The organism is Microvirga antarctica (genome assembly GCF_017921815.1).
In the GTDB taxonomy this organism is placed as follows: Bacteria; Pseudomonadota; Alphaproteobacteria; order Rhizobiales; family Beijerinckiaceae; genus Microvirga; species Microvirga antarctica.
This window is the reverse complement of the sequence record NZ_JAGEMM010000005.1, coordinates 53,415-74,315: the sequence shown is the minus strand read 5'-3', so window position 1 is coordinate 74,315 and position 20,901 is coordinate 53,415. Positions and strand designations below refer to the sequence as shown.

19 protein-coding genes are annotated in these 20,901 nt (G+C 66.4%); 8 read left to right on the top strand and 11 right to left on the bottom strand.

The annotated features are described in order from the left end of the window. Positions 1 to 103: 103 nt before the first annotated feature. Positions 104 to 1,624: a serine hydrolase gene (locus J4G32_RS15215; protein ID WP_210496179.1), complete on the top strand. Its 1,521-nt coding sequence runs from the start codon at positions 104 to 106 to the stop codon at positions 1,622 to 1,624. Positions 1,625 to 1,641: 17 nt separating this feature from the next. Then, entirely contained in the window at positions 1,642 to 1,974 is a 333-nt protein-coding gene (locus tag J4G32_RS15210) for a hypothetical protein (protein ID WP_210496178.1), read from the top strand. A 94-nt stretch (positions 1,975 to 2,068) separates the two neighbouring features. On the opposite strand, the gene J4G32_RS15205 is transcribed toward J4G32_RS15210, so the two are convergent. Then, positions 2,069 to 3,175, bottom strand: a complete 1,107-nt coding sequence (locus J4G32_RS15205; RefSeq protein ID WP_210496177.1) for a linear amide C-N hydrolase — start codon at positions 3,173 to 3,175, stop codon at positions 2,069 to 2,071. A gap of 76 nt (positions 3,176 to 3,251) precedes the next feature. After that, on the bottom strand, positions 3,252 to 4,460 hold the full coding sequence (locus tag J4G32_RS21820) for an FAD-dependent monooxygenase (protein WP_210496176.1): 1,209 nt from the start codon (positions 4,458 to 4,460) through the stop codon (positions 3,252 to 3,254). Positions 4,461 to 4,852: 392 nt separating this feature from the next. Between J4G32_RS21820 and J4G32_RS15195 the strand changes: the two genes are divergently transcribed. The 3 genes from J4G32_RS15195 to J4G32_RS15185 all read left to right on the top strand — a co-directional run bounded on the left by J4G32_RS15195 (position 4,853) and on the right by J4G32_RS15185 (position 7,681). Continuing rightward, a complete protein-coding gene (locus J4G32_RS15195) occupies positions 4,853 to 7,093 on the top strand; it encodes a putative bifunctional diguanylate cyclase/phosphodiesterase (protein ID WP_210496175.1) in 2,241 nt (746 codons plus the stop codon). A gap of 42 nt (positions 7,094 to 7,135) precedes the next feature. Next, positions 7,136 to 7,342 carry a hypothetical protein gene (locus tag J4G32_RS15190; RefSeq protein WP_210496174.1) on the top strand — a complete coding sequence of 69 codons (207 nt, stop codon included), beginning with the start codon at positions 7,136 to 7,138 and terminating at the stop codon, positions 7,340 to 7,342. A gap of 135 nt (positions 7,343 to 7,477) precedes the next feature. Then, positions 7,478 to 7,681 (top strand): hypothetical protein, encoded by a 204-nt coding sequence (locus J4G32_RS15185; RefSeq protein ID WP_210496173.1) that lies wholly within the window; start codon positions 7,478 to 7,480, stop codon positions 7,679 to 7,681. Here the strand turns inward: J4G32_RS15185 and J4G32_RS15180 are convergent. Further along, positions 7,678 to 8,448 (bottom strand): TSUP family transporter, encoded by a 771-nt coding sequence (locus J4G32_RS15180; protein ID WP_210496172.1) that lies wholly within the window; start codon positions 8,446 to 8,448, stop codon positions 7,678 to 7,680. The genes J4G32_RS15185 and J4G32_RS15180 overlap by 4 nt on opposite strands. A gap of 290 nt (positions 8,449 to 8,738) precedes the next feature. On the opposite strand from J4G32_RS15180, the gene J4G32_RS15175 reads away from it, so the two are divergent. Together J4G32_RS15175 and J4G32_RS15170 are read left to right on the top strand one after the other, a co-directional pair. After that, positions 8,739 to 9,203: a DUF4126 domain-containing protein gene (locus J4G32_RS15175; protein ID WP_210496171.1), complete on the top strand. Its 465-nt coding sequence runs from the start codon at positions 8,739 to 8,741 to the stop codon at positions 9,201 to 9,203. Further along, the gene (locus tag J4G32_RS15170) at positions 9,200 to 10,582 is read left to right on the top strand and encodes an FAD-containing oxidoreductase (RefSeq protein ID WP_210496170.1); all 1,383 of its coding nucleotides are present in this window, start codon (positions 9,200 to 9,202) and stop codon (positions 10,580 to 10,582) included. The genes J4G32_RS15175 and J4G32_RS15170 overlap by 4 nt, the downstream gene beginning before the upstream one ends. Here the strand turns inward: J4G32_RS15170 and J4G32_RS15165 are convergent. The 3 genes from J4G32_RS15165 to J4G32_RS15155 all read right to left on the bottom strand — a co-directional run bounded on the left by J4G32_RS15165 (position 10,566) and on the right by J4G32_RS15155 (position 13,339). Beyond that, the gene (locus tag J4G32_RS15165; RefSeq protein ID WP_246505113.1) at positions 10,566 to 11,141 is read right to left on the bottom strand and encodes a 3'-5' exonuclease; all 576 of its coding nucleotides are present in this window, start codon (positions 11,139 to 11,141) and stop codon (positions 10,566 to 10,568) included. The genes J4G32_RS15170 and J4G32_RS15165 overlap by 17 nt on opposite strands. 79 nt (positions 11,142 to 11,220) lie before the next feature. Further along, the gene (locus tag J4G32_RS15160; RefSeq protein ID WP_210496169.1) at positions 11,221 to 12,069 is read right to left on the bottom strand and encodes a universal stress protein; all 849 of its coding nucleotides are present in this window, start codon (positions 12,067 to 12,069) and stop codon (positions 11,221 to 11,223) included. A 73-nt stretch (positions 12,070 to 12,142) separates the two neighbouring features. Beyond that, positions 12,143 to 13,339, bottom strand: a complete 1,197-nt coding sequence (locus J4G32_RS15155; RefSeq protein ID WP_425515523.1) for an ABC transporter permease — start codon at positions 13,337 to 13,339, stop codon at positions 12,143 to 12,145. A 255-nt stretch (positions 13,340 to 13,594) separates the two neighbouring features. On the opposite strand from J4G32_RS15155, the gene J4G32_RS15150 reads away from it, so the two are divergent. Next, positions 13,595 to 14,437, top strand: coding sequence for a universal stress protein (locus tag J4G32_RS15150; RefSeq protein WP_210496168.1), 843 nt, complete (start codon positions 13,595 to 13,597; stop codon positions 14,435 to 14,437). A gap of 7 nt (positions 14,438 to 14,444) precedes the next feature. Here J4G32_RS15150 and J4G32_RS15145 read toward each other — a convergent pair whose 3' ends face one another. The 5 genes from J4G32_RS15145 to recF form a co-directional block, all read right to left on the bottom strand. Beyond that, entirely contained in the window at positions 14,445 to 16,034 is a 1,590-nt protein-coding gene (locus tag J4G32_RS15145) for an MBL fold metallo-hydrolase (RefSeq protein WP_210496167.1), read from the bottom strand. Between the two features lie 69 nt (positions 16,035 to 16,103). Further along, the gene (gene gyrB, locus J4G32_RS15140; protein ID WP_210496166.1) at positions 16,104 to 18,530 is read right to left on the bottom strand and encodes a DNA topoisomerase (ATP-hydrolyzing) subunit B; all 2,427 of its coding nucleotides are present in this window, start codon (positions 18,528 to 18,530) and stop codon (positions 16,104 to 16,106) included. 153 nt (positions 18,531 to 18,683) lie between these two features. Continuing rightward, positions 18,684 to 19,301 carry a LysE family translocator gene (locus J4G32_RS15135; RefSeq protein ID WP_210496165.1) on the bottom strand — a complete coding sequence of 206 codons (618 nt, stop codon included), beginning with the start codon at positions 19,299 to 19,301 and terminating at the stop codon, positions 18,684 to 18,686. A gap of 52 nt (positions 19,302 to 19,353) precedes the next feature. Beyond that, entirely contained in the window at positions 19,354 to 19,683 is a 330-nt protein-coding gene (locus tag J4G32_RS15130) for a DHCW motif cupin fold protein (RefSeq protein ID WP_210496164.1), read from the bottom strand. A gap of 46 nt (positions 19,684 to 19,729) precedes the next feature. Further along, positions 19,730 to 20,881: a DNA replication/repair protein RecF gene (gene recF / locus J4G32_RS15125; RefSeq protein WP_210496163.1), complete on the bottom strand. Its 1,152-nt coding sequence runs from the start codon at positions 20,879 to 20,881 to the stop codon at positions 19,730 to 19,732. Between the last annotated feature and the right edge of the window lie 20 nt (positions 20,882 to 20,901).

Sequence of the window (20,901 nt, the reverse complement as noted above, 5' to 3'; positions counted from 1 at the left end):
CGAAAGGGACGTTGTTCCTAATGCGCTGTTCTGTCACCATGCCGCAACGGCATGACGGTAAGGCAGGGGGCGACGGATGGTGGGTTTCAGATGGAGCGGCGGGATGGCAACCGCGTGCTTTGCGGTGTTCGGCCTGCTGGCGGCGCCGGCTCAGGCTCAGGCCAAGAATGAGGCCGCGATGCGCGCTCGGATCGACGCCCTCATCCCGGCATTCGAGGCGTATCTCAAGGACGGCATGAAGACCGCCCGGGTGCCCGGCATCGCCATCGGCATCGTCCACGGGGACGCGCTCGTCTATCAATCGGCCTTCGGCGTCCGGAACGCTGCGGGCTCCGAGGCGGTCACGCCCGAGACCGTGTTCCAGATCGGCTCGGCCACCAAGGCGTTCCTCAGTACGACGCTCGCCCAGGCGGTCGATGCCGGCAAGCTCGCCTGGACCGACCGGGTCGTCGACCGCATGCCGGCGTTTCAGCTCAATGACCCCTGGGTCGGCCGGGATTTCCGCATTCTCGACCTTCCGGCTCAGCGCAGCGGGCTCAGCCCTTACGTCAATGACGGGCTGGGTCTTCTCGGGTTCGACGAGGAAACGATGATCCGCTCCCTGCGGGATGCGCCGCCGGTCGGGATCTTCCGCTCCGATTTCAGCTACCTCAACATCACCCACATGGTGGCGGGCCGGATCCTGGCGCAGGTCTACGGCGTGCCGTCCTGGTCGGCTGTGGTCAAGACAGGCCTCCTCGATCCGCTCGGCATGGGCGCCACCTCATGGACCCCCGAGGCGATCGAGGCTGCGCCCAACCACGCCACCGGCCATCGGGCGGCGGCGTCGGGACCGGTGGCGATCCCCTTCCATGCCTCCTTCCCCTACGGCTTCGGTCCGGCCGGCAACCTCAATTCCAACGTGCCCGACATGGCCCAATGGCTGCGGCTGCAACTGGGCCGGGGCATGCTGGGCGAGAAAGTCCTGGTGTCCGAGGCCAATCTCGACGTCACGTGGACGCCAAGGGTGTCGATGAGCGAGCGGGTGTCCTATGCGATTGGATGGGTGGTCACGGCGACGCCCAACGGGCGCGTGATCTGGCACAATGGCGGCACCACCGGCTTCGGCGCCCATGCGGGTTTCCTGCCGGATCGCGATGTCGGGCTCGTCGTGCTCAGCAATCTCGAGAACCAGGGTTTCCCGGACGCGGTCGCGCAGTGGTTCTATGACCGCCTCCTGGGCAATCCCGAAGTCGACAACGTCGCCCAATGGCTCACCGCGCTTCGCGCCCGGGAGCAGGAGGCCAAGGACAGCGCGCCCCGCGTCTCGGCCACAGCCGTGGCGCCCGGTCCCTATCTGGGGACGTACGAATCCCGGCTCCTCGGCGAGGCGACGATTCGCACCGGTCCGGCGGGCCTGCAGATGGTGCTCGAGACGTCGGAGGCTGTGCTCGATCTCGAGCCGACAGAACCCGACACGTTCAGCGCCCGTCTGTCGCCGACCGCTGCCTTTGCGGCGGTGGCGGCGATGACCGGCGACGACATCGTCACGCCGGTCCAGTTCGAGCGCGACGGCAAGGGCCTGGTGACAGGCCTGCGCTGGACGTCGCCGGCGATTCCCCAGACCTTTTCCCGTCAGCGCTGAGGCCGCAGGAGAGCATCATGGCAAGATCCACATCTCTGGCGTTTGCCCTCGGGCTGCTGATCGCCGGCACGGGCCTGGCATCGGCCTCGGGGCGCCCTGTCCCCGTGCGTCCCGACAGCGCGCCTGCGATCGTGAAGGTTCAAATGCAGGGCCTGCTCGACCTGTTCGTCGACGACGGCGAACCCTATGGCTACGACCGCCACTACGACTTCGACCAGTACCGCAACGCCACCAGCCGCAAGGAGCGGGTCCGCGACTATTACCGGATGCAGACCGACATGCAGAAGAACTACTGGAAAGACCAGAAGCAGATGCAGAAGAACGCCATCAAGCGCCAGCGCGGCTGGTGAGACGAAGCCCGCCTACGGGCAAGCGCCAGCGCGGCTGGTGAGACGAAGCCCGCCTACGGGCAAGCGCCAGCGCGGCTGGTGAGACGAAGCCCGCCTACGGGGCGGGCGGCTGACCGGGGAGAAACGCGAACGGATCCGCCTTGGCGAATTGCGCGCTGACCTCGCCGGCAAACACCTCGCCGTTCTGAAGGGTGAGTTTGCGCGGGGAAGCGCCGGGCTTGAGGTCGATCTTGTCGAACGCGATCCAGAAGGTGTTGGGACGCGTCGCCGAGTCGAAATAATAGATGCGGTTCTTCTGGTCGGCGACCGTGCGCCAGAGGGTCGATGAAATGTTGGGCTGGGACGGCGTGGTGATGCCGAGCGGGACGCTGACGGCGCGCTGAACGCTCATGACGCTCGCAACCGCCTGATAGGTGAAGTCCTGTCCGGGCACGCCCGCGATGTAATTCGGGTCGCGCTTCCTCGGAATGGCATCGAGCAGAAACGAGGTGCGCACGAAGCGATCCGCCGCCCGGTTGGTGCCGGGCAGGAAGGTCAATCCACCGATGTCTTTCCAGTAGGCGTTGAGCGCCAGCTGCTGGTCATAGGTCGGCGAGTTCGTCATGACGGTGTATTGCTTGCCGTGATGGATCACGAGCTTGCCGTCGATGTGCTCGAAGATCGCCGAATCACCCGTCGCGTCGGAGATCGACAGGTGCAGCGAGGCCGGCGCGCCATTGGGCAGGGTCGGCGCGAGGATGCTGAACCGTTGGGCCGCGAGGCCTTCGACGGCCTCGGCGACCGTCGCGTAGGAATCCAGCACGTACTGGGCCCAGGCGGCAATCGACAGGAAGGGTCCGTCCTTCGCGGGCGCGCCATAATCCGCTTCGGCCAGGTAGAGGATGTTGGCGACGAGCCCCTTCTCGTTCATGCCGTCGGTCGTTCCGGCCTCGTAGCCCGAAACGATCACGCTGCCATATCGGGACGTCCAGGACAGCGAGCGCGGACCCGACGCGCCATCCCGTTTCATCCCGGCCGGAAAGATCCACAGGTTGGAGGCCATGTCCTCCTTCCAGTCCATGTTGCGGCCGGTGATGACCAGATTGCCGTCGCCCACATAGAGCGAGCGGGTGCAGGCCATCGCCGCGCCGCTCAGGCTGGGAACGATCATCGCGGTCGCCATCAGCATGGCAGAAAGACGGGTGGACAGAGGTGTCGTCATGGCGCTCTCCCGGCTTTCTATCCGCCCGTCCTTCATGCGTGGCGGCACAGAGAAAACACCAGAAGCCCGTGTCGCGCTAGAGTGAGCGCGGCGCGCGCCGGTAGAAGTCGCCTGCCATTCGCCGCATGGTCTTGAGAACCGACACGTTGCGGGTCAGCCCGTCGAGCTGGCAATAGACTCGCGGCGGCAGCATGGCCACCAGCGGCGATCGGCGCCCGAGCATGGCGATGGCGAATTGCGGGGCCGCCAGATGGGTGTAGCGGCCAATGTTCTCATACCAGCGCGCGCTGTAGCGGGCATCCTTCAGGGTCCTGGAAATCGCCAGCTTGCGGTCGGTCTCGTAGGCGTGGAAAGCCGCCGCAATGGTCGGCTTTTCGTGCAGATGCCGGGCCAGCGCGATGGAATCCTCGATGGCCAGACGCGTGCCGGAGCCGATGGAAAAATGCGCCGTGTGCGCCGCGTCGCCGATGAGAACGACGTTCTTGTTGTGCCAGCGCTCGTTGGTCACCTGCGAGAAATTGAGCCAGGGAAGGCGGTTGTCCCGGGTCTGGGCCAGAAGCTTGTGGCCCCGGAGGTGATGGGCAAAAATCTCTTCCAGCCGGGCGAGACTGTCTTCCGCCCCGAGTTCGTCAAAGCCGAGCTTGGTCCAGGTCTCGGGCGCGCATTCGACGATGAGCGTGCTCATGCCGTGTTCGAACCCATAGGCGTGAAACCAGAGCCAGCCCGCCTCGGTGGGCACGAAGGCGAATTCGAACGCGTGAAAGACCCGGGTCGTGCCGAGCCAGACGTATTTGTTGCGCCCTTGCTCGACCTTGGTGCCGAATTCGCTCGCCCGTTGGCGTCGCAGGCGGCTTCCGACGCCGCCCGAAGCGACCACGACATCCGAATCGGACAGGTCGGTCGCGGGGTCGACCTCGGTGTCATAGCGGATCGTGACGCCAAGCTCGCGGGCGCGTTTGGCCAGAATGTCGAGGAGGCGCTGGCGGCGCATGCTGTAGCCGCCGCCGGTGCCGCGCACCGGCTTCTGGTCCTTGATGTCGACGATCTGATCCACCCACAGGAACGACTGGTCGACGATCTCGCGCGCGGTTTGCGGATCGTTGTCCTGAAGCGCATGAATTAAGTCGTCCCAGAAGACCACGCCCCAGCCATGGGTCACGCCCTCGGGATTTTGTTCATAGACGGTGACGTCATGACGCGGGTCCCGATTCTTCATCAGGATGGCCAGGTAGAGACCGGCGGGTCCCGCTCCGATACACGACATCTTCATGGTTGTGGCGTCCACTCTTTACTGCTTCCGGGAGAATGCCGCAGTTTCCCCGTCAGCGCGCGCGGTTGGGGGGCGTAGAGACTGTTTATTGCGGAGTAGCCCTGTTGAGCGTATGGCTCGTGGGCGCGGGGAAACGCTCCTCGCCCGGCGATTGCCAGGGCGGACGGGCGACCGACGGCCAATTCCTGCAGTTCCGATGAAATATTCCTATCCGATGGACACAAACGGCGTAAGCTTGAACGCTTCCCGAGGTCCCGCCTTTTTCTCTTTTACGATCGGCTTCCGGCGATGCGCGACACAACCCTCGAACGACCGTCTCTCCTGTATGGGGCTGTCATGGCAGGGGCGGTTCAGGTCCGCGGGCCTGTCGCAGTCGTCCTTGCCGCATAGCGTGACTGGATCCGGCAGTGCCCCGAGCCTCGCTCCCCCTTTCGCCCGCAAAGCGACGGTTCTTCGCGCAGATATTGCTGCCGGTAGCGGCCGTGACGGCGGTCGCGCTCGTGCTCGCGGCCGCGGCTTTGTTCTGGACGGTGCTGAAGACGGACGGCATTTCCATCGACCGTCAGGTCCGGATTACCCAGAACGCCATTAACCGCAGCGTCGACGAACTGGCCACGCAACAGCAGACCATCGCGGTCTGGGACCAGGCGGTGGCCGAGTTGCAGAAAGAGCAACCTGACTGGGCCTGGATCGACGACGAGATGGGAACCTGGCTCCATCGGCTCTTCGGACACGACCAAGTCTACATCCTGAACGCCCGCGACGAGGCGGTCTACGCCATGAAGCATGGGGGCGTGGAGGCAGCCGGCGAATACCTCCTCGCGCGCCCGGATCTCCAGGGCCTGGTCGACGGCGCGCGCCAGGGCCTGCGCGCCCAGGGCCCGGGCCGCAATGGCTTCAACGCGCCGGATCAATTCGGCCGATCGGGACGGTTCCTCGAGGTGCTGGGGCAGCCCGCCATCGCCAGCGCCATGACGATCGTTCCCTCGACGGGCGCAGGTGTCCAGCGTTCCGGGTTCGAGCCGGTGATCGTGAGCGTTCGGTTTCTGGCAGGCCCCTTTCTGACGGAATTGTCGGCACGCAATCTCATCGAGCAACCGCGGCTGTCCCGGTTCGACACCGCCCTTGCCCGGGAACGCTCCTTCGCCCTGCACAACGATCAGGGTCACATCATCGGCTATTTCATCTGGGAGCCCGAACTGCCGGGCACGACGATTCTCGGGGTGCTGGGCCCGGTCGCGGCGGTGGTGCTGGTCGCCATCCTGATCCTGACCGCGCTGCTTGTCTGGTCGCTTCGACGCTCGATCAAGGCGGTCGAGGTCAGCGAGCGCCATGCCCGCCGCCTCGCCCTCCACGATGTCCTGACCGGGCTTGCCAATCGCACGCTCTTCAACGGCCGCCTGGACGACGCCCTCGCGGCGGTCGGGCGCGACAGCAGAGTGGCGCTGCTGACCCTCGATCTCGACCGCTTCAAACACGTCAACGACACGCTCGGGCATGGAGCGGGCGACACGCTCATCCGCGATTTCGCGACCCGCCTGTCGGCGCTCATGCGCCCTTCCGATACGCTCGCCCGGCTCGGGGGCGACGAGTTCGCCATCGTCCTTGCGGGGGTGGATAGCGTTGCAGAGATCGATGCCCTGTGCGAGGCGATCCTGTCCGCCGTCCATCAGCCGTTCGAGCTCGGCGGCAGCCAGGCTTTCGTCGGCGTCAGCATCGGAATCGCGATTGCCCCGCAGGACGGGACCGATCGGGTGGAATTGATTCGCAAGACCGACATCGCGCTCTATCGGGCCAAGGACGAGGGCCGTGACTGCTACCGGTATTTCGCCCCGGCGATGGACGAGGCCGTCAAGAGACGCAGTCAGATCGACGAGGATCTGCGCGCGGCCCTGCGGACCGGCAGCGGGCTCGTCATGTACTACCAGCCGCAGGTAGCGGCCGACAGTCGACGGATCGTCGGGCTGGAGGCATTGGTCCGGTGGAACCATCCCACGCGGGGGTTCCTGTCACCGGAGCATTTCATTCCCGTCGCGGAGGAAACCGGCGTCATCGTTCGCCTGGGCGAGTGGGCCCTGCGTGAGGTCTGCACGATGTCGCTGCGCTGGCCCCAACTCTTCCTCGCGGTCAACGTCTCGGCGGCACAATTCCGCTCGAGCGGCTTTGCCGAGCGGGTGATCGCCATCGTGCGCGAAGCCGGCGCCGATCCGCGCCGCATCGAACTCGAAGTCACCGAAAGCGTGCTGCTCGGCGACCAGCTCACCCGCGATTCCCTCAGGACCCTGCGGGCTGCCGGGTTCACCATCGCGCTCGACGATTTCGGCACCGGTCATTCCAGCCTCGGCTACCTGCGTCAGTTCCAGGTCGACAAAATCACGATCGACCGCACCTTCGTGCAGCATCTGGGCGAGCCGGACGATGGCGATTCCGCCGCCATCATCGTGGCGATCGTCACGCTCGGCCAGGCGCTCGGCCTGGTCGTCACGGCCGAGGGTGTCGAGACCGAGGATCAACGGCGCTTCCTGTCGCGAAGCGGCTGCACCGAAATGCAGGGCTACCTCTTCGCCCATCCGATTCCCGAGGCCCAACTCGCGGCGCTGCTGGACGACGTGGCCGACCCTGCGGTGACGGAACCCGTGGACATTTGAGTCGCCCCCTCCCATGGTGCGCGCCACGATCACGGAGGATGCATGGCCTGGCTGCAATTTATCGACTCGGGTGACGCACCGGTGTGCGTCAACATGACGAACATCATCAGCTTCACGCCGCACAAATACGGCGACAAGGTCTATACGCGGCTGATGGCGATCGGCCAGAACAGCGAGAGCCTGAAGATCATCACCGTCAAGGACAGCATGGACGAGATCCTCGCCAAGCTGAAGGCAGCCGGCGAATAGCAGCTGCGACGGCCTCGCCCCTGTCAAAAGCTGGTGTTTTCGGATATGCAGGCCGCACCAGTGGTTCCCTAGTCGGCTGCTGCCCTTTTGGGCGCGATGATGCGTCTCGAAGCCTTCGGCTTTTGAGGTCAGCCCATGCCCACCGAACTCCCGCCGCGCAAGAAATCCGAGCCCACGCTCTCGCTTCCGCAGGATCCCTGGTTCGACAAAAGCCTGAACTGGCTGGCCGTGATGGTCGGGATCGGCCTGTGCGTCTGGGCCATCACCTTCGGCATCAACGCGCCGCCGTCGCTCAACAGCCCGAGCCAGCGCGCCGCCACGTCCGCGATGAGCCGCTAGTTCGCTCCGCGCAGCAGATGGACGAGGGCCGGCGCGCCGAGCGAAACGCCCGACAGGAAGAGCAGTACGAACACGATCCGTCGCAGCATCGCGGCCGAGATCGGCGGCGGCCACCGGCGCGCGGCGTGGGTCGAGACCATCACCATCGGAATGGCCAGAAGGCCCCACCAGGCCGAGCCGGTCGGCAGGTTGCCCGACAGCGTCACCAGTGAGATCCGCACGACCGCGTTCAGCGCAAACACCGTCACCAGGGTTTCGCGCACGCTCGCGAGCGGCATCGGCTGGCGGTAGAAATGATAGACCAGCGGCGGCCCGGCGGTCGAAAACAGACCCCCCATGAGGCCGGAAATCATGCCGAAGGCGGCAAAGGATCCGCTGCCGGATTTCCGCCCCAGGGGCTGCGGGCGCAGCGCCAGTTGCAGGCTTGACAGGATGATGATGATCCCAAGAATCAGGCGCAGGATGTCGGTCCGGGTCTCGGCCAGCCACTCGAGCAGCACATAGCCGACGACGAGCATCGGAATATTGGTCGCCATGACGAGGCCGAATTCCCGCCAGGCCACATCGCGCCAGCCCTTGGTGAGCATCTGCACCGCGTTGACCAGAGTCAGCACGCTGACGAGGGCTGCGGCATCCGGCAGCGACAGGAGACCAGTGAGCGCGATGCCCCCCATGGTGATCAGCCCGAAGGCAAAGCCCGTCAGGGTCTGGGCGTAGGCCGCCGCTCCCGTCAAGACGAGGAAACCGAGGAGCGTGACGGGTGACATGGGGAAGCCCTTCTTCAGGACGGGCGACCAATGCCTCGCGCAACGCGTTTGCCCGTTGACCGCCAGCGAACAGGACGGCGCTGCGTCAGGCGTGCCGGTGCGGTCGTCGATCCCGTCTCTATCTCCGGGCGGGAGGAGCGTCCAGTGCGTTTGTCCCGGGCGCCATTCTCTGGTGGCGTCGGCTTGGGCAGTCGCGCTACCGTAGGGTCCAGGGGCGACGACTGGCCCAGCGTCCAGCCAAGGCGATGCCATCGTCGAGGCTTCGGCCCGGATAGAGGGGGATCGGAACCATGCTTGCCATGCTTCTCGCCGGCCTGATCGGGGTCGTCGCCGGTCTCAGGGCTATGATGGCCCCGGCCGTCGTCAGCTGGGTTGCCCATGCGGGTTGGCTGCCTCTGGAGGGGACCTGGCTCGCCTTTTTGGGCTTCGCCTATACGCCCTACATCCTGACCGTTCTCGCGGTGGGTGAACTCATCACGGACCAATTGCCGTCGACGCCGAGCCGCAAGGTGCCGATGCAGTTCGGCGCTCGCCTTGTCAGCGGCGCCCTCAGCGGCGCCGCGCTCGGCATTGCGGGCGGATCGATGATCGGCGGTCTGGTGGCGGGCCTTGTCGGGGCGGTGATCGGGACCCTCGGCGGAGCCGCGGCGCGCGCCCGTCTGGCCGCAGCCTTCGGCCGCGATCTTCCGGCCGCCCTGGTTGAGGACGTGGTGGCCATTCTGGGCGCGATCCTGATCGTGGTGGCGATGCGATGAGTGAGAGCAGCTTCGATGCCATCATCATCGGTGCCGGACAGGCCGGTCCGCCGCTCGCCACCCGCCTGTGCCATGCGGGAAAGCGCGTCGCGCTCATCGAACGCAAGTTCTTCGGCGGGACGTGCGTCAATGCCGGCTGCATGCCCACCAAGACTCTCGTGGCAAGCGCGGCCGCCGCGCACGTCGCGCGCCGCGCTGCCGATTACGGCGTCGTCATCGGGTTGCCGATCGGGATCGATATGCCGGCCGTCAAAGCCCGCAAGGACGCGGTCGTCACCAAGGCGCGCGCCAATGTGGAAGCCGGATTGCGCGCGCTCAAGACCTGCACGCTGCTGGAAGGACACGCCCGGTTCCTGTCCCCCACGCAGGTCCAGGTCGGCGACGCGATGCTGAGCGCGCCGCAGATCTTCATCAATGTGGGGGCGCGCGCGACCGTGCCGGATTTTCCGGGGATCGATGCCGTTGCGGTGATGACCAGCACGTCGATCCTCGCCCTCGAGACTGTGCCGCGCCATCTGGTGGTCGTCGGCGGCAGCTATATCGGGCTGGAATTCGCCCAGATGTATCGCCGCTTCGGCAGCGAGGTGACCATCGTCGAGAAAGGCCCGCGCCTGATCCAGCGCGAGGACCCGGATATCTCGGCCGCCATTGCGGCCATTCTCGAGCGCGAGGGCATTCGCCTGCGGCTCAACGCGGAGTGCATCCATTTTGCCCCGCGCGGGACCGACATCGCCGTGGGGGTCACCTGCGCGTCCGGCGATCCCGACGAGATCGGCAGCCATGTGCTGGTAGCCGTCGGACGGCGCCCCAATACCGACGATCTGTCGCTCGACAAGGCCGGTGTCGACATCGATGCGCGCGGCTCCATCGTGGTTGACGACACCCTGCGTACCACCGCGCCCGGCATCTGGGCGCTCGGCGATTGCAACGGCAGAGGAGCCTTCACCCACACTGCCTACAACGATTTCGAGATCGTCGCCGCCAATCTGCTTGACGGCGAGACGCGGCGGGTGAGCGATCGCCTGCCGGCCTACGGGCTCTACATCGATCCGCCGCTCGGCCGCGTCGGACTGACCGAGACCGAAGCCCGCGCCACCGGCAAGCGACTGCTGGTCTCCACCCGCCCCATGACCCGCGTCGGCCGCGCCATCGAGAAGGGCGAAACGCAAGGGTTCATGAAAGTCGTCGTCGACGCGGACAGCCAGCGCATTCTTGGCGCGGCCATTTTGGGCGTCGGCGGCGACGAGGTCGTGCACGGGCTCCTCGACTCCATGTATGCGAATGCGCCCTACACCGTGATCCAGCGATCGGTGCCCATCCACCCGACCGTGTCGGAATTGCTGCCGACGCTGCTCAGCGATCTCAAGCCTGCATCCTGAAGCGGGCCGCTTTCTCCTGCGCCCGGCTCTTGAGGGCAAGCCACAGGCGCTGTTCCTGGCGGGCATCCGCCAGCGCCCGGTGGGCCGGCGGGCTCTCGCCGTCGGCGGCCTTGCCGTCGGGCGGCAGAAGCTCGGCGAGGAGTGTCTCGTGCAGGGATTCAGGCACCCCGGCCGCTGTCAGAATGCCGACCACCAGATCGCGATGGGCGACCTGTGTATCCTGCAGCCGCAGGGCATGACGGGGCAGGCCCCCGGCACGCAGCAGCAGGCTCATCCAATGGCCGTCCCAGGACGGCGCGGTGGCGTAGATCGCGTGCCCCTCGAGCGCTGCCAGCATGGCGGCGGCCACGTCCCCGGCCGGGCGGCCCTCAGCCAGCAAGCGGGCGCGCGTCAGGCCATGAAGCGCCTCGGCGTCATCCGCCCAATCGGTCCAGGCCGGTTCGGGACGGATCAGGAAGCTTGCTGATTCGCCGGTCCTGAACACCCACGCGACCTCGATCGGATAGCCATGCTTTCCGAGCGACGAGGCCTCGAAATCGACGAAGGCGATACGCGCCAATGCGGGGTTCCTCCGGCTGCCTGATGGCCGCAGTTTCGCATGAACCCGGGTCAGGCGCGAGGCGGTCTCCGCCTGCGCGCTAATGCGCCATGAGGAGCGGGATGGGGGAGGTCTCCAGCAGGTCGCGCGTGGCGCCGCCCATCAGCCACTCCCGCGACCGTGAATGACCATACGCGCCCATGACGATCAGGTCGGCCGAGAGGCGTTTGGCCTGTTCGAGGATCACCTCGCTGACGTCCCGGTCGCCGCTTGTCACGACGTTGACGTCGACCTTCGCCCCATGCCGGTCGAGATGGGCCGCGATGTCGGCCGCAGGCTCGCCGATTTCTCCGGTGAGGAGGGGCCGCGGATCGATGATCAACACCGTCGTGCGGGTCGCCTGCGCGAGAATCGGCGTTGCGGCGGCGACGGCGCGCGCGGATTCCCGCGTGTCGCGCCAGCACACCAGCACGCGTCGGATGGCGTCGGGTGCGCGATAACCGGGCGGCACGACGACAACCGCCCGTCCGCTTTCGAACAGCACAGCCTCGAACAGGGCTTTCCAGCGCGCCACATCCGCATCTCCTGTTGGGCGGCTGAGAACGAACAGGTCCGCCCAGCGTCCCTCGGTGGCGGCGCAGGACGGCAGCCGCGCATCCACCTCGTCGATGCGGCGAACGTCGTTCGGGCCGGCCATGCGGGCGAGGCGTTCATTGAGCCGGGCCTCGATCACCGCGCCTTCGCGACGGGCGTCGATATCGAGCGACGTGATCATCTCGGCCGCAAGCGCTCCGCCGTCCAGAGGCACCAGGGTGGCGAAATCCGGGAGCGCGTTGGTGAACAATCCGGTCAGGTGGGCGCTGCCGATGGAAGCGATTGCCTCGGCCTCCAGCAGCCGCTCCTCGTCGTGAGGGGAGCCGTCGAGGTGAACGAGAACGTCTTTGATCATGGCCATTGTCCTGATGAGAGTCTGGCAGAATAGATTGGGCGGCCGGCCGGACGGTTGAGAATTGTCAATCGCCCTAATAGGCGATGGCTGCGAAGAAGATGGCGAAGAGGCCATCGACCACGATCACCATGAAGATGCCCTTGACCACCGAGGCCGTGACGTGCTCGCCCAGCGACTCCGCCGAGCCCTTCACGGCCAGGCCTTCGATGGCCGCAATCAGCCCGATGATCAGCGCCATGAAGGGCGCCTTGATGAGGCCGACCAGAAACGTATTGAGCAGGATGGCGTCCTTGAGCCGGGACAGGAAAACCGTCGGACTCATGCCGTCGTAAAGCCACGCCACGAGGCCGCCCCCGAGCAGCGCCGACATGTCGGACAGGAAGGTGAGGAGGGGCAGAGCGATCAGCAGCGCCAGAATCCGTGGGATGATCAGGACCTCCATCGGGTCCAGGCCCATGACGCGGATCGCGTCGATTTCCTCGCGCATTTTCATCGAGCCGATTTCGGCCGTGAAAGAGGAGCCGGATCGACCCGCGATGATGATGGCGGTGAGCAGCACGCCCAGCTCACGTAAAGTCAGAATGCCCACGAGATCGACGACGAAGTCCCCTCCGCCGAACCGGCGAAGCTGGAAGATGCCCTGTTGGGCGATGATGCCGCCGACCAGGAACGAGATCAGCGCGATGATGGGAACGCCGCGCAGGCCCACGCGGTCGAGTTGGGCAACGAGGGCCGTGCCCCGGAAGCGGCCGGGATGAAGGATCGCCTTGCCGAGCGCGACCACGAATTCGCCCAGGAATCGCAAGCCGCCCATCACTTCGCCGCCGGCATCGACCACGCCGTGGCCGACGCCTGACAGGACGAGCGTCACCTCGCTCGCATCGTCCGCCTTGTGCTCTTTCGGGATGTCGTAATGGTCGACTTCGTCGATGAGGATGCGGTGCTCGTCGCGGGCGCCCGAAAGGGTGACGGTGTGCCCTTCGCCCACGAGTTCATGGCGTGTGCGGTCGATCAGCCAGGCGGCGGCCGTATCGAGGCGCTGCATGGCCGAGAGATCGAGCACGATCCGGGCATGCGGCTGGCAAACATCGCAAATCTGAGCCACTGCCACTTCGATGCCGGGGGCGTGCTCCGCGCTCCAATCGCCCGCCAGGCCGATGCGGATCTGACCCGCCGTTTCGGTGTGATTCCATGTGGGCGCCTCAAGCGCCGCGCCGGTCAACGTGCTGGCGGACACGACGTGCCGGATCGTGGAGAAAGGGACGCGCACGCGGGCATGGGAATCTCTCCGACAGCGGACGGATCCGCCAAGTGCGCCCACTATCCGCGGGGCTCGGAGCGAACCTGTTGATCTATCGCAATACGGGCGGGAAGAACCGGCCGCCGTCTCCGTGCGCTTGATCAGAATCAATGGCGCCGCGTCGCGCCGCGCCTAACGTTGCGGCCCACGAGAGAAGCCCGCCGGGTCCCGCTTTTGCGGCGGATTTCGGCCGATAACCCGATCGCCGCAGCAAGGAACGCACCCATGCTTCAGAACCTGAAAAGTATCCTCATCGGCCTGATCCAAGAAGGCGACCCGGACCAGGCGGGGTCGGCTTTGCCGTACGGTTTGTCCCTGGCGCGCGCGGCCGATGCGCACGTCACTGTCGAGTCGGCCTCGTTGAAACTCGTCATGACCGGCGCCTTCATCGGCGGTGTGGCGGCGCATCTGGTTCTGACCGAAAATCGCAGGCTTGACGCCCTCGCGCAGGCTGTGGCCGAGAACGCGCTCCGGGCCGCTTCGGCCTGCGGCCTCTCCTGCACGACGCAAGCGCCCCAACTTTCCTATCCGAAGCTCATCGAGAGCTTTACGGATCTGGCGCGCAGCCATGACCTGACGATCCTTGATGCTGAGCCTGTCGCGCTGGCGGCCGAACGGGGATTGATCGAGGCGATCCTGACCCAGAGCGGCCGCCCGCTGATCGTGGTGCCGAAGGCGCACGAGACATTTGCAGGACAGCGCATCGTGGTGGCCTGGGACGGCGGGGGAAAAGCCGCGCGCGCCCTGAACGACGCCCTGCCTTTCCTGCGCGCGGCGGAGATCGTCGAGCTGGTGAGCGTGATCGGCGAAAAGGACCTGGCGGATTCGGTCCCTGGCGCCGAGGCGGCAGCCCATCTGTCACGGCACGGGGTTCCGGTCAGCGTCCTGACCCTTCCCGTGGTCGACGGCAATGTGGCAGAAACCTTGCGCAACCACGCTCATCTGACGCGGGCGGACATGATCGTCATGGGGGCGTTCATGCACTCCCGGTTTCGCGAAATGGTGCTCGGCGGCACCACGCAGGGGATGTTGAAGACATGCCCGGTTCCGTTGATGCTCTCATACTGAGACCGCTTCACGGTGCGTCCTCGATCGCGCGCCGCACCCGTCTCAGGATCACCTCCTTGGCGTTGCGGTCGGCCGCCTTGTCGATGGCGTCGCTGAAGGCCAGCAGCACTTGCGCGTAGTCGTTGTGCCAATCGCGATGACCCGCGCTGGCGGGCGGCAGGCGGGGCTCGCCGCCATCGGCCGGCACGGCAGCGTCGCCGGAAAGTTCATAGACATCGTCGAGCGCCGCCACGATGGCGTGCGGTGCGCGTCCCAGGGGCCCGAGCAGGGTTTGCAGGGCCGTCAGGGCGTCGGTTTCTCCGTGGACAAGAAAGACCCCCCGCCTCACCGGCAGCCGCTCGGTCAGCCACGCTTTCAGCTCAGGCGCATCGGCATGGGCCGAATAGAGATCCAGCGTTCGCAACCGCGCCCGCACCTCGACGTCCTCGCCCTGGATCCGCACGCGGGACACGCCTTCCTGCAGGATGCGGCCAAGACTTCCCTGCGCCTGATAGCCGACGAACAGCACCGTCGCGTCGTCGCGCCAGAGCCAGGCCTTGAGGTGATGGCGGATGCGTCCGGCCTCGCACATGCCACTCGCCGCGATGATGATGTGGAAGCTGTGAATGCGATCGATCGCCTTGCTCTCGTCGACGCTCTCGGTAAACCGCACCCAGCGCGATTGCAGCGCGCGCACCAGTTCGTCGCCATGTTCAAGTTCGGCCGCATGACGCTGGAAGATCGCGCTGGCCTTTGTGGCGAGCGGCGAATCGATGAAGACTGGAATGTCCGGCAACTCGCCCGCCTCCATCAGGGCGAGCAGGTCGACGAGGAGTTCCTGCGTGCGCTCGACCGCAAAGGACGGGATCAAAAGGGCGCCGCTCGGGCGCGTGGCGGCCCGCACCTCGTCGCGCAGCATCCGGCGACGGCTCTCGACCGTCACGCCCGCCCGATCGGTGTCGCCATAGGTCGATTCCACGATGATGTAGTCGAGGTCGCGTGGCCCTTCCGGGTCCGGCTGCAGGAGCTTGTGGTCGGGCCCCACATCGCCCGAGAACAGCAGGCGGATGGGCGGCGCCGGCCCGTCCTGCGTCACCTCGATCTCGATGGAGGCCGAGCCCAGAAGATGCCCGGCGTTCCAGAACCGGGCGCGGATCCCCGCCGCGACCGGCTGCCACTCTCCATAGGCCACGGGCCGGAACTGGGACAGGCAGGCCACCGCCTCCGCGGCGGTGTAGATCGGCGTCACCGTCGGGCGGCTGCGACGGCGGTTGCGGCGGTTGAGGCTCTCGACCTCCATCTCCTGGATATGCCCCGAATCCGGCAGCATGATCGAGGCAAGGTCGGTGGTGCTGGCGGTCGCATAGATCGGACCGTCAAACCCGGCTTTCACCAGTTTTGGAACAAGCCCGCTATGGTCGATATGCGCATGGGTGAGGCAGAGCGCGTCAAGGCCGGAGGGGCGGAACGGAAAAGCCCGATAATTCAGCTCCCGCTCCGATTTCGAACCCTGGAACATCCCGCAATCGACCAGCACCCGGGCCGTCGCGGTTTCCAGCAGGAAGCACGATCCGGTGACGGTGCCGGCAGCCCCATGGAACGACAATCGGAGCGTCACGGGCAGGCCCTCCAGCCGACGACCGTGGCCGAAGAATGCACCCAACCGTCCCCGGCGTCGAGTCGGGGATCAGACGTCCAGATTGGCGACGCTCAGCGCGTTTTCCTGGATGAATTCCCGGCGCGGTTCGACCACGTCGCCCATCAGCTTGACGAAGAGATCGTCCGCATCCGTCACGTCCTTGACCTTGACCTGAAGCAGCGATCGCACGTCGCGGTCGAGGGTGGTCTCCCACAACTGCTGCGCGGTCATTTCGCCCAGGCCCTTGTAGCGCTGAAGCTGCAGGCCCTTGCGGCCGGCCGCCAGCACCGAGGTGAAGAGCGTCAGCGGGCCGTCGATGAGCATTTCGTCGCCCTTGCGGACCAAGGCTGCGGGCTTTGCGTAGACGTCCTGCAGCGATTTCGAGCGCTCGTCGAGCTTCTTGGCTTCCTGGCTGGCGATCAGCGATTGGTCGAGCACCGAGACCTGCTTGACGCCACGCACGGTGCGCCAGAAAGCGTACCCGCCATCGCGGACCTCGCCGCTCCAGCCGCGTTCCAGCTCGTCCGAAATCAGGTCGAGACGCTGCGCGATATAGGCTGCCGCCGCAGGGCCCCGCTGCGGGTCTTCGACCACATCCGGACGCAGCGCGCTGGCGATGGCCGCCTGCTCGACCGCGCGCCGGTCATAGCGCGAATGCAGGCTCTGCAGCACCTGGCGGACGAGGCGGGCCTCCTCGATCAGGCCTTTCAGCTGCTCGCCCTGGAAATCCAGGCCGGATTCCAGCCGCAGGAAAGCGTTGTCGATGCCGGAATCGATCAGGAAGTCTTCGAGTGCGCGCTCGTCCTTGAGATAGAGCGCCTGCTTGCCGCGCGTCGCCTTGTAGAGCGGCGGCTGGGCGATGTAGAGGTGCCCGCGCTCGATCAGTTCGGGCATCTGGCGGAAGAAGAACGTCAGCAGCAGCGTGCGAATATGCGAGCCGTCCACGTCCGCGTCCGTCATGATGATGATGCGGTGGTAGCGCAGCTTGTCGGGGTTGAATTCCTCACGGCCGATGCCGGTGCCGAGTGCGGTGATCAGCATGCCGATCTCCTGGCTGCCCAGCATCTTGTCGAAGCGCGCGCGCTCCACGTTGAGGATCTTGCCGCGCAAGGGAAGCACGGCCTGGAAGGCGCGGTCGCGGCCCTGCTTGGCCGAACCACCGGCGGAATCGCCCTCGACGAGGAGAATTTCGCATTTCGACGGATCGCGCTCCTGGCAATCGGCGAGCTTGCCGGGAAGGGACGCGATGTCGAGCGCGCCCTTGCGCCGTGTCAGCTCACGCGCCTTGCGGGCGGCCTCGCGGGCGGCGGCTGCTTCCACCACCTTGCCGACGACGCTGCGCGCCTCGGCCGGATGTTCCTCGAGCCAGTTGTTGAGCGCTTCGTTGACGACGTTCTCGACTGCCGGCCGCACCTCGGACGAGACGAGCTTGTCCTTCGTCTGCGAGGAGAATTTCGGATCGGGCACCTTGACCGACACCACCGCCGTCAGGCCTTCGCGGCAATCGTCGCCGGTAAGCGAGACCTTCTCGCGCTTGGTCAGGCCGGAGGATTCCGCATAGCCGTTGACCTGGCGCGTCAGCGAGGCGCGAAAGCCCGCCAGATGCGCGCCGCCATCCCGCTGCGGGATGTTGTTGGTGAAGCAGAGCACGCTCTCGTGGTAGGAATTGTTCCACCACAAGGCGACCTCGACGCCGATGCCGTCGCGCTCGGAGCGGATCACCACCGGCTCGCTGATCAGCGGGGTCTTGGCGCGATCGAGATAGCGCACGAAGGCCTCGATGCCGCCCTCGTACATCAATTCCTCGCGCTTGCGCTCGGCGTGGCGGTTGTCCGTCAGGATGATGCGGACGCCGGAATTGAGGAAGGCCAGCTCCCGCAAACGGTGTTCCAGCGTTTCGTAATCGTATTCCACCATCGTGAAGGTGTCGGTGGAGGCGAGGAACGTCACTTCGGTGCCCTGGCGCCCTTGAGCGTCGCCGATGACGGCGAGCGGCGAGACCGCGACGCCATGGCGGAATTCCATTGCGTGCTCTTTGCCGTTGCGGAAGATCCGCAGCTTCAGGTAGCTCGAGAGCGCGTTGACCACGGAGACGCCGACCCCGTGCAGGCCGCCCGAGACCTTGTAGGAATTCTGGTCGAATTTCCCGCCCGCATGGAGCTGGGTCATGATCACTTCGGCGGCCGAGATGCCCTCGCCCGTGTGAATATCGACCGGAATGCCGCGCCCGTTATCGGTGACGGTCACCGATCCGTCAGCGTTCAGCGTCACCGTCACCTCGGTGGCATGACCCGCCAGCGCCTCGTCGATGGCGTTGTCGACCACCTCGTAGACCATGTGATGGAGGCCGGAGCCGTCGTCGGTGTCGCCGATATACATGCCGGGCCGCTTGCGCACGGCATCGAGGCCCTTGAGAACCTTGATGGAATCGGCCCCATAGGCATCGACATTCATGTGGATCGCGGGTTCGGCCATGGAGAGTCCTTGTGGAGCGCGGCGGAGACCATGCGCACTCGGTCTTTGATTCGTCAGATCAACTATTTAGTCACTCATCGTTGAAATTTCACCCCCGCGCGCCTACGCGCGCGGGAAAAGCGTGGGAAAACGACAAGAGCCGGCCTTATCCGCTCACCGCGCCGCGATGGCGACCGCCGCGCCGGCCATCACGGCGCCGGTGCTCTTGTTGAGCCGCCTGATCGCCGTCGCGCTGGTGAACAATCGGCGCGCCCGCACGGCGAGCAGGATATAGCCGGCAAACACCACCGTCAGCACGACCATCGTGGCGGCGACGAGTTCGGCGTAGCCCAGCGCGCTGAGCTGCGTGAGGTCGATGAGGGTCGGCAGGAGCGCGAGGTAGAACACCATCGGCTTGGGGTTGCCGAGCGTCACTGCGATACCGCCGAGAAAGAGCCGGAAGGGCCGTTCGGCCGGCGCTTCGCCGACGGCCACATCGTGCGGCACGACCGGGGCCGTCCAGAGCCTGTAGGCGAGGTACAGGAGGTAGGCGGCGCCGGCCCATTTCACCACCAGAAAGACCCCGTGGAAGGCCTGCGCCAAGGCGGCGAGGCCGACGACCGCGAAGGTCAGCCAGACCACGTCGCCGATGGCGACCCCGAGGCTGAACGCCATCGCACCGCGGGCGCCCCGGCCCAGCACGCGCGCCACGATGGCGGCGATGCCCGGTCCGGGCGAAGCCGCGGCGATGAAAAGGGCGGTCGAGAAGACGAGCAGTCCAGCCAGATCCATGAGGCGTTCTCCCGCCGCGATCTTACGGCATCGCGGGCCAGACGGGTATGGGTCAGTCGACGATGAAGAGGCTAGCGCCCTTTTCGGTGCGCGACCGGTGCGGCTCGGCATTGTCGGCGACCTGATAGCTCTGGCCGGCTGTGAGCGTGAACACCCGGCCATCCTCCAGCTCGGTGACCAGTTCGCCCGCAAGAACCAGCAGGATGTGGCCCTTGCTGCACCAATGGTCGGCCAGGTAGCCGGGCGAGTACTCCACCATCCGCACCCGCACGGTGCCGAAATGCTGCGTGCGCCACAGGGCGTGGCCCTCCTCGCCCGGATGGGTGGTCGGCGCGACGCACGACCAATCGGTCGTGCCGAAGGGGATATCGTTCATTTTCATGGGAGAGGTCGTAGCGGCTTGCGGACGCCGACGCCAGCCCGCGGGCTCATGCCGAGAGCGGCACCACTTGCCCCGGGGTGACGTGCAGGAGGTCGGCCCGGCCCCGCAATTCGACAAAGAGATCGGGATCTGCCCCGGTCATCCAGACCTGGCCGCCCAGCGCCTCGAGCGCCGCAAACAGCCCGGCGCGCCGGCGCGGATCGAGATGGGCCGCGACCTCGTCGAGGAGGATGAACGGGGCGATCCCCGTCATGCTGCCGACGAGTTGCGCATGGGCGAGCACCAGGCCGATGAGCAGCGCCTTCTGCTCGCCGGTCGAGGCGAGATGGGCCGGAATGTCCTTCGGGCCGTGGCGCACCAGCATGTCGGTGGCCTGCGGCCCCACGAGGGTGCGCCCGGCCGCCCGGTCGCGGGCGCGGCCTTCCCGCAGGATCGCCCGATAGCGGTCCTCCGCATCGACAGCGGCATGGGACGCCACCAGGCTGTCGATGTCGCCCTCGAGGCTCAGGGTCGCAAAGGGAAACGGCGAGGTGTCGTCGCGGGTCGCCAGGATCAGGGCCCCCAGCCGATGGACGGTCTCCTGCCGGGCGGCCGCGACCGCGATCGCGAGTTCCGCGACCTCGCGCTCGATCGCGTCGAGCCAGAGCCGGTTGTCCGGAGTCTCATCGAGGATGCGGTTGCGCGAGCGCAGCGCCCGTTCGAGCGCGCTCACCCGCGCCCCGTGTTCGGAATCCACCGCCAGAACGAGCCGGTCGAGGAAGCGCCTGCGGTCGCCGGCAGCGCCGCGAAACAGCGCGTCGAGATCAGGCGTCAGCCAGACGATGCGCAGGTATTCGGAAAACGCCGCCGCCGACGAGACGCCGGCGCCCGCCACCCGGCAAACGCGCGACGGTCGCGCGTCCGGGGCCGTCCGCTCGAGGCCGGTGCCAAGACGCGTTTCGCCGATCGGCGCGTCGAGGCTGACCGAGACGGCAAATCCCGCCGGAACGTCGTGCCGGATCATCTGGGCGAGATCGGCGCGCCGCAGGCCGCGGCCGGGCATGAAGAGCGACAGGGCTTCGAGCAGATTGGTCTTGCCCGCGCCGTTCTCGCCCACAAGCGCGACGAGCGGGCGCGTCACCGAAAGGTCCAGGCTCGCATAGGTGCGAAAATCCTGGAGAATCAGGCGCGTGATGAGCGTTGCGGAGGAAGCGGGCATGATGATGTCATGCCCTTTTC

Bases quoted from the DNA above. Each gene is read 5' to 3' on its own strand.
- J4G32_RS15215 (WP_210496179.1), top strand. From the start codon at position 104: ATGGCAACCGCGTGCTTTGCGGTGTTCGGCCTGCTGGCGGCGCCGGCT.
- J4G32_RS15150 (WP_210496168.1), top strand. From the start codon at position 13,595: ATGCTTCAGAACCTGAAAAGTATCCTCATCGGCCTGATCCAAGAAGGC.
- J4G32_RS15185 (WP_210496173.1), top strand. From the start codon at position 7,478: ATGCCCACCGAACTCCCGCCGCGCAAGAAATCCGAGCCCACGCTCTCG.
- J4G32_RS15130 (WP_210496164.1), bottom strand. From the start codon at position 19,683: ATGAAAATGAACGATATCCCCTTCGGCACGACCGATTGGTCGTGCGTC.
- J4G32_RS15190 (WP_210496174.1), top strand. From the start codon at position 7,136: ATGGCCTGGCTGCAATTTATCGACTCGGGTGACGCACCGGTGTGCGTC.
- J4G32_RS15180 (WP_210496172.1), bottom strand. From the start codon at position 8,448: ATGTCACCCGTCACGCTCCTCGGTTTCCTCGTCTTGACGGGAGCGGCG.
- recF (WP_210496163.1), bottom strand. From the start codon at position 20,881: ATGCCCGCTTCCTCCGCAACGCTCATCACGCGCCTGATTCTCCAGGAT.
- J4G32_RS15210 (WP_210496178.1), top strand. From the start codon at position 1,642: ATGGCAAGATCCACATCTCTGGCGTTTGCCCTCGGGCTGCTGATCGCC.
- J4G32_RS15175 (WP_210496171.1), top strand. From the start codon at position 8,739: ATGCTTGCCATGCTTCTCGCCGGCCTGATCGGGGTCGTCGCCGGTCTC.
- J4G32_RS15160 (WP_210496169.1), bottom strand. From the start codon at position 12,069: ATGATCAAAGACGTTCTCGTTCACCTCGACGGCTCCCCTCACGACGAG.
- gyrB (WP_210496166.1), bottom strand. From the start codon at position 18,530: ATGGCCGAACCCGCGATCCACATGAATGTCGATGCCTATGGGGCCGAT.
- J4G32_RS15170 (WP_210496170.1), top strand. From the start codon at position 9,200: ATGAGTGAGAGCAGCTTCGATGCCATCATCATCGGTGCCGGACAGGCC.
- J4G32_RS15205 (WP_210496177.1), bottom strand. From the start codon at position 3,175: ATGACGACACCTCTGTCCACCCGTCTTTCTGCCATGCTGATGGCGACC.
- J4G32_RS15135 (WP_210496165.1), bottom strand. From the start codon at position 19,301: ATGGATCTGGCTGGACTGCTCGTCTTCTCGACCGCCCTTTTCATCGCC.